General features: G+C 45.5%; 12 protein-coding genes. 2 read left to right on the top strand and 10 right to left on the bottom strand.

The window, feature by feature from the left end; all coding sequences use genetic code 11:
* Positions 1-77: 77 nt before the first annotated feature.
* From bioD to bioB, 4 genes are read right to left on the bottom strand one after another with little or no spacing between them, the layout of a single operon-like run.
* Positions 78-761: a dethiobiotin synthase gene (bioD, locus tag A136_RS08930; protein WP_017065314.1), complete on the bottom strand. Its 684-nt coding sequence runs from the start codon at positions 759-761 to the stop codon at positions 78-80.
* Positions 758-1,561, bottom strand: coding sequence for a malonyl-ACP O-methyltransferase BioC (gene bioC / locus A136_RS08925; protein ID WP_017060254.1), 804 nt, complete (start codon positions 1,559-1,561; stop codon positions 758-760). The genes bioD and bioC overlap by 4 nt, the downstream gene beginning before the upstream one ends.
* Positions 1,562-2,773, bottom strand: coding sequence for an 8-amino-7-oxononanoate synthase (gene bioF / locus A136_RS08920; protein WP_017060253.1), 1,212 nt, complete (start codon positions 2,771-2,773; stop codon positions 1,562-1,564).
* On the bottom strand, positions 2,760-3,812 hold the full coding sequence (gene bioB / locus A136_RS08915) for a biotin synthase BioB (protein WP_016792500.1): 1,053 nt from the start codon (positions 3,810-3,812) through the stop codon (positions 2,760-2,762). The genes bioF and bioB overlap by 14 nt, the downstream gene beginning before the upstream one ends.
* A gap of 159 nt (positions 3,813-3,971) precedes the next feature.
* Here bioB and bioA point away from each other — a divergent pair, with 159 nt between their 5' ends.
* Positions 3,972-5,249, top strand: coding sequence for an adenosylmethionine--8-amino-7-oxononanoate transaminase (gene bioA, locus A136_RS08910; RefSeq protein WP_017065313.1), 1,278 nt, complete (start codon positions 3,972-3,974; stop codon positions 5,247-5,249).
* 124 nt (positions 5,250-5,373) lie between these two features.
* On the opposite strand, the gene A136_RS08905 is transcribed toward bioA, so the two are convergent.
* The 6 genes from A136_RS08905 to lrp all read right to left on the bottom strand — a co-directional run bounded on the left by A136_RS08905 (position 5,374) and on the right by lrp (position 13,232).
* Positions 5,374-5,640 (bottom strand): DksA/TraR family C4-type zinc finger protein, encoded by a 267-nt coding sequence (locus tag A136_RS08905; RefSeq protein ID WP_017060251.1) that lies wholly within the window; start codon positions 5,638-5,640, stop codon positions 5,374-5,376.
* 221 nt (positions 5,641-5,861) lie between these two features.
* On the bottom strand, positions 5,862-7,169 hold the full coding sequence (serS, locus tag A136_RS08900; protein ID WP_017060250.1) for a serine--tRNA ligase: 1,308 nt from the start codon (positions 7,167-7,169) through the stop codon (positions 5,862-5,864).
* Between the two features lie 142 nt (positions 7,170-7,311).
* Positions 7,312-8,667 (bottom strand): replication-associated recombination protein A, encoded by a 1,356-nt coding sequence (locus tag A136_RS08895; protein WP_017060249.1) that lies wholly within the window; start codon positions 8,665-8,667, stop codon positions 7,312-7,314.
* A 64-nt stretch (positions 8,668-8,731) separates the two neighbouring features.
* Positions 8,732-9,328, bottom strand: a complete 597-nt coding sequence (lolA, locus tag A136_RS08890; RefSeq protein ID WP_017060248.1) for an outer membrane lipoprotein chaperone LolA — start codon at positions 9,326-9,328, stop codon at positions 8,732-8,734.
* A 75-nt stretch (positions 9,329-9,403) separates the two neighbouring features.
* Positions 9,404-12,574 carry a DNA translocase FtsK gene (locus tag A136_RS08885; protein WP_017065312.1) on the bottom strand — a complete coding sequence of 1,057 codons (3,171 nt, stop codon included), beginning with the start codon at positions 12,572-12,574 and terminating at the stop codon, positions 9,404-9,406.
* A gap of 163 nt (positions 12,575-12,737) precedes the next feature.
* The gene (gene lrp, locus A136_RS08880; RefSeq protein WP_004734558.1) at positions 12,738-13,232 is read right to left on the bottom strand and encodes a leucine-responsive transcriptional regulator Lrp; all 495 of its coding nucleotides are present in this window, start codon (positions 13,230-13,232) and stop codon (positions 12,738-12,740) included.
* Between the two features lie 156 nt (positions 13,233-13,388).
* On the opposite strand from lrp, the gene ald reads away from it, so the two are divergent.
* Positions 13,389-14,513, top strand: coding sequence for an alanine dehydrogenase (gene ald, locus A136_RS08875; RefSeq protein ID WP_017065311.1), 1,125 nt, complete (start codon positions 13,389-13,391; stop codon positions 14,511-14,513).
* Positions 14,514-14,651: the final 138 nt, after the last annotated feature.

Here is a 14,651-nt window from a genome sequence, read left to right as displayed (position 1 = left end):
ACTCAAGGTCTAAAGGCTTAAAATAGCAAAAGGGCTGCAATCGCAGCCCTTTTCTTATTTCTCGTATAACTTGAGAATTAAAGCTCAAGCAATGGCTGTACATTAATGTACTTGCCAATATTCTTAGACTTCGCTTTTGGTACGTAAGGGATCTCACCTAACTTTGGTGCACCTAGCTTATCTTCAAGCATCGCAATAATATCAGCGTAATGTTCAGTGCCTGGATTAATACGGTTTGCTACCCAACCAACTAAGTTTAGTCCGTCAGCACGAATCGCTTCAGCAGTTAGCAGTGCGTGGCTCAAACAACCAAGCTTAATACCCACAGTCAGTACCACTGGAAGCTGCTCTTTTTTAACCCAGCTAGACAAGTATTCATCATCTGAAACCGGTACACGCCAACCACCAGCACCTTCAACTAACACGATGTCAGAGTTTTGCTTATGCTCTTCCAGCTTTGCAGATAATACGGCTTCATCAATCACCACGCCGTCATGCTTAGCAGCGATGTGAGGCGATGATGGTAGCAACAACGCATATGGATTGACGTCTTCGTAAGCAATATCTTGCGTCGCCGCTTCTTGAAGATGCAGTGCATCACTATTACGTAGTCCTTCAGGAGATTTTTCACTCCCTGCAGCAACTGGCTTGTAACCAATTGTTGATAAATCTTGTGCGGCCAAAGCTTGAAGAATCGCTTTTGAAACCACAGTTTTTCCCACTTCGGTATCCGTACCTGCAATGAATAATGCATCAATCATAATTGAATAACCCCTAAACAAACTTGATATGTTGCTGGTAAGAAACCTTGATGGTTCTTAAACTCTCGATATTCCCGATCAACAAGCTGCAACATGCGACGACTTGTTAAACCTTGTGAGCGACCACTTACGTGATTAGCGCCGATACCTTTAAGGTCGCGCATCAGTTCAAACGCAGTGTCGTACCAAACGGTGATGGTGGGCAAGTCTAGTTGATGAACGGTACAGCTAGATTGCGCTAACGCAATTTTTACCTTATTGATTGTAATAAAATGGTTAACGTGTTGATGTGCGTCAATTTTGGACCACGACTTTTTCAGTTCAAACAGCGACCCATCAAGCAAAGTTGAGAAAATAACACGCCCACCAGCCGCTGTAACACGCTTCATCTCTCTCAAAGGCGACGACAAATCGTCACACCATTGCAACGCAAGGCTAGAGAAAACGATGTCAAAGCACCCATCTTCAAACGGCAATTGTTCGGCATCGGCTTGTTGATATAAAGATACAGATGCACCACACCGCTTCTCTGCTGTTGCTAGCATTCCAACAGAAAGATCAGCGCAAACCACTTCGGCGCCTCGTTTTACAAGTTGCTCGGAGAAATAGCCAGTACCACAACCTAGATCCAGCACCTTAAAGCCTGACAGATCGCTGGGTAATTTATCCAGTAATCGGTGGCCAACATCGCGTTGAAATTCAGCGTGTTTGTCATAGGTTGTTGCCGCTTTACCAAAGGCTTCGGCAATCGCACTCTTATCTTGGCCAACGTAATTATGCACTACTGCTTCTTGTGACATTTACTGAGCCTCTTTATTTGATTCAAAGCTTGGATGGATACCCGGTTCAGTGCTTAAGTCGATGTTTCGTTCAATGGCTTGATGCAACGACCTGGTTAACTGGAGAATCTGTTTTGGGCTATGGTTAGCTGTTAACGTGATTCGTAATCGAGCAGTTCCAGCAGGTATGGCTGGCGGCCTTATTGCGGTCACCCAAACTTGGTTTTGCTTTAACTCTTCAGCTATTGATAATGCCGCTTGTGCTTCACCTATCACAAATGGCTTAATCGGAGTCTGAGTATCCACAAAGCCTTTCAAGCCGCTCACCTGCTCTGCATAGAGAGACCCTAACTCAGTCAGCTTTTCTCGGCGCCACTCTTGAGTTTGAGTCATCTTACAGGCATGAGATAAAGCCACCGCTTGTGAAGGTGGCATCGCCGTCGAGTACACATGATGACGAGCAAACTGAGTTAAGTAATCACCCACTTCTGACGAACAAAGAATCGCAGCACCAGAAACGCCAAATGCTTTGCCAAAGGTCACCACCAAAATATCGGGGGAGATTTGTGCTGCACTGCAACTCCCAGCTCCTTTATCACCTAATACGCCGATACCGTGGGCATCATCAACCGCCAACCAACTGTCGTATTGATGAGTCAGGTTAGATATCTGGCTGAGAGGCGCTTGATCGCCGTCCATGCTGAATACGCCCTCAGTGACGACCAAGGATTGTAGAGATCGGCTTAATAGAGACTCTAGATGCTGCGTGTCGTTGTGTTTAAAGCGTTTCATGGTTGCATGAGAAAGCATCCCCGCTTCCATCAAAGAGGCGTGATTAAGCTTGTCTTGCAGCAGAGAGTCGTCTTTTTCGAGCAGAGAAAACAACAAGGCTTGGTTCGCACTGAAACCAGAACTAAAGAGAATCGCACGTTCAAAGCCCAACCATTCACACAGCTGAGCTTCTAAATTTCTATGAGCAGGACTAAAACCCGTGACCAATGGCGATGCCGCACTGCCAGCACCATAAAGGGAAAGCCCCGCTTGCCACGCCTCTACCAATTCAGGGTCGTTCGCCAAGCCTAGGTAATCATTACTCGAAAAATTAATAAAGCGAGAACCTTCGCAATTAAGCAAAGGACCATTACTGTTTTCGAGCACTTTAAGTTGACGAGTTAGCCCCTGCTCACGGCGTTGAACAAGGGCATCTTTGATACGGGATTTAAACAGTGGCATCGTAGAACATGTCATCTTTCGTTGGACGAGCAGCAACGCGCTCCACTACTTGATCTAACAGTTCGTTTTCTTGAATTTCATCAGGCTTCTGAGCCACTTGTTGGCTGTTGATGCCTAACTTCTTAAACAGCTGCATGTCCGTGTCTTCATCTGGGTTTGGCGTAGTCAGTAGCTTACAACCGTAGAAGATAGAGTTCGCGCCAGCCATGAAGCACATCGCCTGCATCTGTTCATTCATATTCTCGCGACCTGCAGATAGACGAACCGCTGACATTGGCATCATGATACGAGCAATCGCAATCAACTTAATGAAGTCAAAAGATTCAACATCATCGACGTTTTCCATCGGTGTGCCTTTCACTTTCACGAGCATGTTGATTGGCACACTCTCAGGGTGTACCGGAAGGTTCGCTAGCTCTACCAGCAGGCCTGCACGGTCATTGGTACTTTCGCCCATACCAATAATGCCACCAGAACAGATCTTCATACCGGCATCACGTACGTGAGATAGCGTATCTAAACGATCTTGGTAAGTACGAGTGGTGATGATGCTGCCGTAAAACTCGGGAGACGTATCAAGGTTATGGTTGTAGTAATCCAAGCCTGCATCCGCTAACTCGCCAGCTTGATCAGGGGTTAACATGCCTAGTGTCATACAGGTTTCTAGACCCATACCTTTCACACCTTTGATCATATCAGTCAAGTGAGGCATATCGCGTTCTTTCGGGTTTTTCCACGCCGCGCCCATACAGAAACGAGTCGAGCCCGCGTTCTTGGCTTTTTGCGCCGCATCCAAAACACGCTCTACTTCCATTAGGCGTTCTTTGTCGACATCCGTTCGGTAGTGAGCACTTTGAGGACAATACTTACAGTCTTCAGGACAAGCACCAGTCTTAATCGATAGAAGCGTACTCACCTGCACGTGGTTGTGCTCTTGGTACTGTCTATGAACCACTTGAGCTTCAAACATTAAATCCATAAACGGTTTTTCAAGCAGTGCTGTTACTTCAGCAACTGTCCAGTCATGACGAACTTCCACGTGTCGATCCTTTTTTATTATTTGATGTTTCATCTCTATCAATAGAGATTGCATTTATGCTTGGCTAGTCTACCGACAAGCTTTAGACTGTCAACACATTGATAATATCAAAAGTTTACATCTGGTTATTTTTTAATCACACCAAGAATGGAAGTTACTATGGATCTCGCCTTTGATCGCCAGCATATCTGGCATCCCTACACATCAACGTTAACACCTCTGACCTGCTACCCAGTCACCAACGCAGACGGTGTTTACCTAGAATTAGAAGGCGGAAAACGAATTATTGATGGTACGTCATCTTGGTGGTCAACCATCCACGGCTACAATCATCCAGAGCTAAACGCTGCAGCTCATAGTCAAATCGATAAGGTTTCACACGTTATGTTTGGTGGCATCACCCACCAGCCCGCTATCGATCTATGTAAGAAGCTTTTGAATCTCGCGCCAAGTAATCTTGAGCATGTATTTTTGGCCGATTCAGGTTCAGTTGCCGTAGAGGTTAGCCTCAAGATGGCATTGCAATATTGGCACGCTAAAGGACAACCTCGTTCAAAGTTCCTCACACTAAGAGATGGCTACCACGGTGATACCTTTGCGGCGATGTCAGTGACCGACCCTGACAATTCGATGCACAGCCTCTACAAAGGCTTTTTGCCGGAACATATTTTCGCTGATTCGCCAAAAACAGGCTTTTGGGATGAGTGGAACTCAAGTGACATCGATAGTTTTCGAGAAAAGCTGGCAGCACACCATCAAGAAGTCGCAGCGGTGATCTTAGAGCCTATCGTTCAAGGGGCTGGCGGCATGCGCATCTACCACCCTGAGTTCCTAAAACAAGTTCGCTTGCTGTGTGATGAATTCAACGTATTGCTGATCTTGGATGAGATTGCGACCGGATTTGGCCGCACAGGGGAACTGTTCGCTTGTGAGCATGCCGATGTTCAACCGGACATATTATGCGTAGGCAAAGCTTTAACTGGTGGCTATATGACATTGTCAGCGACGCTTGCGAGTAAGGAAGTTGCTGACACGGTATGTGGCGGTGAAGCGGGCTGCTTTATGCACGGGCCAACCTTTATGGGCAACCCATTGGCTTGCGCAGTCGGTGCGGCAAGTTTATCCATCATCGAGCAAGGCCATTGGAAAAATCAGACTCAACAGATTGAACAGCTCTTTTCTGAGTTGTTACCACCGTTGCGAGAACATGAACTGGTTAAAGACGTGCGTTGGTTAGGCGCTATTGGCGTCGTTGAAACTCACACACCCGTCGATATGGAAGCCATTCAAGCTCACTTTGTAGAGCAAGGCGTTTGGATCCGTCCGTTTGGTAAGCTAATTTATATGATGCCTCCGTTTATTATCAAACCACAACATATTGAGCAATTGGTCGCTGCTATCGACACTGCATTACAAAATACTCATTGCTTTAAATAAGGCGTTTATTGCTCTAAACAAGAGCGACGATTATTTCTATATATCTTCATTAATAAATCATTTAATTAAACTAAAAGGCCTTACATAAAAGTAAGGCCTTAACTGCTTGAAGGTAACCGTCAGTTTAACGTAATTGGCTATCTTTACTTGCTCGACGGTTAAACAATGAATGTCGATGTGCGTCATGCTCTAATATTGACTGACATTCTATACACAAACGAACGCCTTTGATCGCGCGTCGTCTTTGTTCCGGAATCTCATCACCACACTCATCACAATAACGCAAACCCTCACCACCTCGAAGGTTTCCTCTTACACGAGAGATCTCATCATCAATGGTATTTTGTATTTGCTGGCTGACACTATCGTCACCTGCCCATCCTACGGCCATAAGCCCTCCTCAGTATTTGAACGAGAAAATCTATACCTACCGCGGTAAGAGCATATTATAGCCACATTTAAGGATTGTAATAATTATCAAAATCAATAAAACACTATTACACATAGGTAACAAAAATTATTTATTTCTCGCCACTGCACTATTCTATAGGCAATAAAAAACCCAGCCTGTTGGCTGGGTTTTATAAGTAACCTAATGCTTAATCAATCTAATTAACCGATGTGCGTTACGCCGCCCATGTATGGTTGAAGTACTTCTGGGATAGCAATACGGCCATCTGCTTCTTGGTTGTTCTCAAGGATAGCAACCATAGTACGACCAACAGCAAGACCAGAACCGTTTAGTGTGTGTACAAGTTCAGGTTTTTTCTCGCCTTTACGACGGAAACGAGCTTGCATACGACGCGCTTGGAAATCCCACATGTTTGAACAAGAAGAAATCTCACGGTAAGTCTCTTGTGCTGGAACCCATACTTCTAAGTCGTAAGTTTTCGCAGAACCGAAGCCCATGTCACCTGTACATAGAATCACTTTACGGTAAGGAAGCTCTAGAAGTTGAAGTACTTTCTCAGCGTGGCCAGTTAGCTCTTCAAGCGCTGCCATTGAGTCTTCTGGCTTAGTGATTTGTACTAATTCAACTTTGTCGAATTGGTGCATACGGATAAGACCACGAGTGTCACGACCGTAAGAACCCGCTTCAGAACGGAAACACGGGGTGTGAGCTGTCATCTTAAGTGGCAGTTCAGCTTCATCAGTGATCGTGTCACGAACCATGTTCGTTACCGGTACTTCCGCAGTAGGGATAAGCGATAGAGTCTTAAGAGGTACGTCACTTACTTGCTCAGTTAGCGGGCTTGTGTGGAACAAGTCTTCGCCGAACTTAGGAAGTTGACCAGTACCGTAAAGGCTATCGTGGTTCACTAGATACGGTACGTACATTTCTGTGTAGCCGTGCTCATCAGTGTGAAGGTCCAGCATGAACTGAGCAATAGCACGGTGTAGACGTGCAAATTTGCCTTTCATCACGATGAAACGAGAACCCGAGATTTTAACTGCGCTAGCAAAATCAAGACCGCCAGACATTTCGCCAAGATCGACGTGATCTTTCACTTCAAAGTCGTAAGTCTTAGGTTGACCCCAACGAGAAACTTCTACGTTATCGTCTTCATCTTTACCATCTGGCACTTCTGCATCAGGTAGGTTAGGAATAGACATTGTGATCGTTTCTAGCTCAGATTGAAGATCAGCCAATGCTACTTTAGCTTGGTCTAGTTCTGCGCCTAAGTTGCCTACTTCTGCAAGGATACGCTCAGCTTCTTCATGGTCGCCTTTTGCTTTCGCTTGACCAATGGACTTCGATCGAGAGTTGCGTAACGCTTGTAGCTCTTCAGTTTTCATCTGAAGGGACTTACGTTTTTCTTCAAGTTCACGAATTGTCTCTACATCAAGGGTGAAGCCTCGACGTGCTAATTTTGCCGCTGTTTCATCCAGCTCAGCTCGAAGTAATTTAGAATCCAGCATTGCTAATCCTATGCTTTAGTTATTTGAATATTCAGTAGTTTGCTACTGAATCACTGCTAAACCCCTAAAATTGGTGCTATTTCGACCAATTTATAACGATTTAATTGAAATTTTATGACTAGGTAACGATATCCAAAAAAGACTACTTTTCATAGCGTTTTTGTGGGCTTTTTGCGTCCAAATCCGCCAGATAATCTAGCTTCTCGCCAATTTTGGTCTCTAAGCCTCGTTTTGTTGGGAAATAGTATTGCTTCTCTCCCATTTCAGGAGGCAGATACTTTTCACCAGCGGCGTAGGCTCCTGGTTCGTCATGAGCATAACGGTATTCTTGCCCGTAGCCCATGTCCTTCATCAAAGTTGTCGGTGCATTTCGCAAATGATGCGGCACTTCATATTCAGGAAGATTGTGAGCATCTGTTAACGCTTGCTTCCACGCGGTGTAAACGGCGTTACTCTTTGGTGCACATGCGAGATAAACAACCGCCTGCGCAATCGCACGCTCCCCTTCAGCAGGGCCAATGCGCGTGAAGCAATCCCAAGCCGACATCGCTACCTGCATGGCGCGAGGATCAGCGTTACCGATATCTTCAGAAGCAATCGCCAGCAAGCGTCTAACGATATACAAAGGATCACAACCCGCAGCAATCATTCGTGCTGACCAGTACAAGGCCGCATCAGGGTTTGAGCCACGAATTGACTTATGAACCGCGGAGATTAGGTCGTACCAAATATCACCCTTGTTATCGAAACGAGCGACTTTCTCACCAGCCACTTCAGCCAACAACTGCAAGGTTATCGCTTTCTCGCCTTTATCGTTGTCTTCTGCCATGTCATACAGCAGTTCAAGGTAGTTAAGCGACATACGCGCGTCGCCGTTAACCAGTTCTGCAAGGCGATCTAAAACATTATCAGCAAAATCAACAGGCACATCACCTAACCCACGTTGCTTATCTTCAATCGCTTGGCGAATGACAAGAGAAATATCATCTGTGTTCAGGGACGTCAGTTTGTAGACACGCGCACGTGACAACAAAGCGTTGTTCAGTTCAAAAGATGGGTTTTCTGTCGTCGCACCAATAAAGGTCACGGTGCCATCTTCGATATGAGGCAGAAAAGCATCTTGCTGACTTTTGTTAAAGCGATGGACTTCGTCCACAAACAGGATGGTTCTGCGCCCTGCTTGCTTGTTCTCGCGCGCTTTTTCAATTGCAATACGAATGTCTTTTACGCCCGAGGTTACCGCCGATACACGTTCCACTTCAGCATTCGCATAGTTTGCTGCAACTTCGGCTAACGTCGTTTTACCGGTGCCCGGAGGCCCCCACAAAATCATCGAGTGGATATGGCCCGCTTCCAACGCTCTGCGAAGTGGTTTACCTGGGCCTAATATATGCTGCTGACCGATGTACTGTTCGACAGTTTCCGGTCTCATACGAGCAGCAAGGGGACGAAAATCTTCGTCCCCCGCAAAATCTAAGCTGTAATTACTCAATTGCAATCTCTTGATTCGTTGATGGCATTAATGCCTATCGACGTACTACCAAACGATCTGCTTGTTTAGATCAGTTTCTTTGGTCGTCGACCTCGACACCTTCCGGTGCCACAAAAGTAAAGCGGTCTGCTGCAGGTTTACCCAAATCAACATTGCTAAAGGTAAACTCACCTTTTTGACCGTCTTGTTCAATCACATTAAAGCCCTGAACAATGCCCTTTTCGGTGATATTAATCTGGAAGTCACCCTGATTAGAATCGACAGCGGTTGGCGTTAGCGTGAATTGGTTACCCGTTTGCGCCACATTATAATTATCCCAATCACTTTCTTGGTTACGTGTAAGCAGGACAAAAGGTGTCTGTGATGTCGCTTGCTCTTGCCAATAAATGCTCACTTGCTCAATGAACGGGCTGTAGTACCACAAGCTTTGGCCATCAGATACCAACAAGTTTTCATCAGGGAACGTGGTCTCCCAGCGGAACAGGCTTGGGCGTGCAATCTCTACCGTGCCCTCACCTTCCATAACAACATCACCATCAGGGCTGGTCACGACTTGTTTAAAGTCAGCGCTGAAGCCTGCGTTTAATGCCAAGCGGCTACTCAACTCTTCTTTCGGAGAAGCAAACACTGAGAAGCTCATAAATAAAAGTGCGAATACTTTTTTCATCAATAATCCTGTTAGAACATAAGTCGGTCATATTTTCGATTTGACCGACTGAATAGTTATGAGTTCCTACCGGAACTAATCTTTTGGTGGCGCTGGTGCTAAGACTTCTCGGTTACCGTTATGACCTGGAGCACTTACGATACCTTGAGCTTCAAGTTGCTCGACAATACGTGCAGCACGGTTGTAGCCAATCTTGAATCGACGCTGTACACCTGAAACTGAGCCACGACGTGAATGAACAACGTGTTCTACCACCTGATCAAACAGAGGATCGACCTCTTCATCACCTTCCATCTTCTCACCCGGAAGCAAGGTTTCTGGGGTTTGTTCGCCGTTGGTGATTTCATCAATATAGTTTGGCTTACCACGCGCTTTCCAGTTATTCACGACTGCGTGTACATCGTCATCAGATGCAAAGGCACCGTGAACACGAGTTGTATGGCTAGAACCAGGAGGCAAGTAAAGCATATCACCCATGCCCAATAGTGATTCCGCACCACCTTGGTCAAGGATAGTTCGTGAATCCGTTTTAGTTGATACCGTAAAGGCCACACGGGTTGGAATGTTCGCTTTAATAAGACCAGTAATAACATCCACTGATGGACGTTGCGTCGCTAGGATCAAGTGAACACCCGCCGCACGTGCTTTTTGTGCCAAACGTGCAATCAGTTCTTCAACCTTCTTACCAACCACCATGATTAGGTCGGCAAATTCATCAACGATAACCACAATGTAAGGCAGTTTCTCAAGCAATGGCGCTTCTGGGTCCATGCTGTCGCCCGGCTTCCACAGTGGATCGTGAATTGGGTGACCCGCTTCCGCTGCCATCTTAAGCTTATCGTTGTAACCTTTAATGTTACGAACGCCTAATGCTGACATCAGCTTATAACGTCGTTCCATCTCGCCAACACACCAACGAAGGGCGTTCGACGCATCTTTCATGTCGGTTACCACTTCAGACAATAGATGAGGAATACCCTCATAAACCGATAGCTCAAGCATTTTCGGGTCGATCATGATGAAGCGAACATCTTCCGGTGATGCTTTGTAAAGCATACTCAGAATCATTACGTTCACACCTACCGACTTACCAGAACCGGTTGTACCTGCAACCAGAACGTGAGGCATTTTCGATAGATCAGCAATAACGGCTTCACCAGCGATGTCTTGTCCTAGAACCACTGTCGTTGGCGATTTCGCTTCTTGGAACTGAGGGCTAGCAACCACGTCTGAGAAGAATACCGTTTGGCGACTCATATTCGGCAGTTCTAAGCCAACATAAGGTTTACCCGGAATCACTTCTACGACACGTACTGCCAATGCAGAGAGCGAACGCGCTAAGTCCATAGAAAGGCCAGAAATACGGCTTACTTTCACACCTGGAGCCAGATCAAGTTCGAATCGAGTGATTACTGGACCTGGGAAAATGTCGACAACGTCTGCTTTGATCTTGTAGTCCGCTAGCTTAGATTCAACAAGACGAGCAATTGCCTCTAGCGCATCACGGTCAATAAAGGTTTCACGCTTTTCAGGGTGGAATAACAATTCAAGCGTGGGTAATGGCTCAGCAGGCTTAGGTAAATTAACATCTTGTTGAACCAAGAACGGATTCTGCGCCGCTGCCATATTCGCTTGGGCTTCAGAAACAATGCTTTGGAATGCGGCGACATCTTGATCTTGATGCGCAGGTTCTTCTTCCGTTACTTCTTCCCAAGGAAGATCAACAGTTGGCTCTAGGTTTTGTGCTGTTGGCTGTTCAGGTTCTGAATGTTCTTCTTGATAAGGGAAAGGTTCAAACTGTTCTTCGATTAATGCTGCGTCAGCTAATTCAGCTTCAGCCTGTTCTGATTCAAGCTCTGAGCCCTGTTGGTAGCTTTGCTCTTCCGTAACATCAAACGGTGAAGGTTGTGCAGAGAAATCGTCTTCCACGGTTGCTTCTGGCTCGCCCATAGGTGAAGCGTATAAAGATTCAGGTTGGACATCTTCAGCACCAAATTCGCCATTTACTTGTGGTGAGCTATCTAATTCTGATTCAGCACTTTCAAGGTCAGCATGAGCAGGGCCAACTTCTGGTTGTTCGTTCTGCATGTATTGTTGGTAAGCAACCTGAGAATCATGCGCGTCAACCTGATCTTGTTCTGCTAGGTCATCTTCATACATGGCCGCATTTTCTAGCTGCTCTATCGTTGCATTCAACTGTTTAGAGCGCTCAATACCTTCTTCTAGCGGTTCTTCTGGCGCTTGGTAAACAGCTGCTGCAGGGATCGTTTGCTCTGACTCAATTACCGCTTGAGGCTGAACCTGAGGTTCTTCATGAACAGGAGCTTCTTGTTTCGCAGGAGCATCGACAGGCATATGAATATTGTAATGACGCTTCGGCGATGCAGCATTGTCTCGCGCATTTGTCGCCACGTCTGCCGACTCATTGGTCGCAGAAAAACTCATCGCAGGATCTAGCGGATCATGCTCTGTTGATTCTTTGTTGCCTTCTATAGCAGGAACATCGCGGTAAGTTGGCGCTTGATGCTGCTGATGACGTTCTTCGATTAAATCGCGGTCTGCTGATTCTCTTAATTGAGGCTCAAGCAGCTCTTGGTCTTGGCCACGAGCCTTATTAACAGTAGACGTGAAAAATTTGATGGCACATTCACCCAACCATTCCACAATGCTTAGCCAAGAGATACCGGTTAATAGAGTGAAACCAGCACCCCATAAGAAAAGAAGAACCAGCGTACTACCAAGAACATTCAACGTTGGAAGTGCAAGGCTTGTTAAAACGTCACCTACCACGCCACCGGATGAAAAGTACCAGATGTCGTCAAAGTTGATATCCGCTAAACCACAACTCGTAAGAATTAGGATAGTCAGGCCAAGTAAGCGAGTGCCCCACAGCATGAAGTCGATCTGCTCGTCTTCATTACGTTTGCGGAATAAAACCCACGCAGCAACCGTCACTAAGATAGGCAGAGGGTAAGCCAAAGAGCCAAATACGAAGAAAAGCGTATCCGCCAACCAAGCACCTAGGTAGCCACCCGCATTTTGAATGTCACCACCCCACGCCGTTTGCGACCATGATGGGTCTGCAGGACTAAAAGTTAATAACGCAACGGCAAGTAGAATAGAGAAGAGAACACCGAGAATCAGACTGCACTCTTTGAGACGTTGAGAACCACTCAAACGAGGAGACTGAGGCTCTTCACTCGTTTTAATGATTGTTTCTACTTTATTACTGCTCTGCTTGAACATAAACCAACTTAATAATTAAACGGGATAAAAACATCTCGAGCGGCCAAAGCCGCTCGTTTCAATGAAACTACTGTTGATTTAACCATATCAAACAGAAAAACCCAATTCCAGAAAGCAAGAAAGCGGAACAAATGTCCGCTTTCTTTCATTTCACCAATTGTGACTAACGAGTTTTAATCACAAGTTGATTGGTTTGTTTCACTTCTTCCATTACTACGTAAGTTCGAGTGTCGTTTACGCCCGGTAGACGAAGTAACGTATCACCCAGTAGCTTACGGTAAGCACCCATATCAGATACACGTGTTTTTAGAAGATAGTCAAAATCACCCGACACTAAATGACACTCTTGGATGTCATCCAGTTTCTGCACAGCGGTGTTGAATTGTTCGAACACATCTGGCGCACCACGGTTCAACGTAATTTCAACAAACACTAAAAGTGAAGCATCAAGGTACTGTGGGTTCAGCAACGCTGTGTACCCAGTAATGTAACCTTGACGTTCTAAACGACGAACACGTTCAAGACATGGAGTTGGAGAAAGTCCTACTCGTTTTGAGAGTTCAACGTTTGAGATACGACCGTCTTTTTGCAACTCATTAAGAATGTTGCGGTCAATACGATCTAGTTCCTTGGACGGCTTCTTATAATTGTCTGCCATTTTTTATTCCACCTTATTACTTCCTTGCAAAAAAATATACTACAACTTTTTAATATTCAGTATCAAATTTTATCTAAACCTATCTATACTAGATATTAATTCGACAGAATTACCCTACACATAGATAAAACAACCAAAATAAAATGAGGAGTCAGGATGATCATTGGCGTACCTAAGGAAATCAAGAACCACGAATACCGCGTTGGTATGACCCCAGCTAGCGTGAGAGAACTAATCTCACACGGCCACCAAGTTTTTGTAGAAACCAATGCCGGTACTGGTATCGGTTTTTCAGACGATGATTACATCGCTGTAGGCGCATCCATTCTTCCTACTGCTGCTGACGTTTTCGCGAAAGCAGAGATGATTGTAAAGGTTAAAGAACCTCAAGCTGTCGAGCGAGCTATGCTTCGCGAAGGGCAAATATTATTTACCTATTTACACCTTGCACCAGATTTTCCACAAACTGAAGAGCTTATCAAGAGCAAAGCTGTCTGCGTAGCCTATGAGACTGTAACAGATAATATGGGTCGCTTGCCACTATTAGCACCAATGTCTGAAGTAGCTGGTCGTATGTCTATTCAAGCAGGTGCACAAACATTAGAGAAATCTAACGGTGGTTGTGGTCTTCTTCTTGGTGGCGTTCCAGGTGTTGAACCAGCAAAAGTTGTTGTTGTTGGTGGCGGTGTTGTAGGTGCTAACGCAGCACGTATGGCTGTAGGCCTTCGCGCTGATGTTACAATTCTTGACCGTAACGTAGATACACTGCGTCGACTTGATGAAGAATTCCAAGGTCGCGCAAAAGTGGTTTATTCTACTGAAGACGCCATTGAGAAGCATGTTCTAGAAGCAGACCTAGTAATTGGTGCAGTACTAATTCCTGGCGCAGCAGCTCCAAAATTGGTTACAAAAGAGCACATCGCTAAGATGAAGCCAGGTTCAGCAGTTGTTGATGTTGCAATCGACCAAGGCGGTTGTTTCGAGACTTCTCACGCAACCACTCACGCAGACCCAACTTACATTGTTGATGACGTAGTTCACTACTGTGTTGCAAACATGCCTGGCGCTGTTGCTCGTACTTCAACTTACGCACTAAACAATGCAACACTTCCTTACATTGTTAAGCTAGCGAACAAAGGCTACCGCGATGCACTTCTATCTGATGAAGGCTTCCTAGAAGGTCTAAACGTTATTCACGGTAAAGTAACTTGTAAAGAAGTTGCAGAAAGCTTTGACCTTGAATACGTAGACCCAGCAGAAGCAATCGCAATGTTTAACTAATGATGTAATGACTAACTGAACGCAATAATCTTCTCGTTGAAGCGTTCAGTTAACTCATACACATTAAACAAAAAGCCAGTACGACATTATGTCGCGCTGGCTTTTTTGCATTAATGGATTTAGTTCGTAAAAACACGT

It is taken from the genome of Vibrio crassostreae 9ZC13, from assembly GCF_000272045.2.
Taxonomy (GTDB): domain Bacteria; phylum Pseudomonadota; class Gammaproteobacteria; order Enterobacterales; family Vibrionaceae; genus Vibrio; species Vibrio crassostreae_C.
The sequence above is the reverse complement of the archived record's forward strand: the minus strand, read 5'-3'. Positions and strand labels throughout refer to the sequence as shown.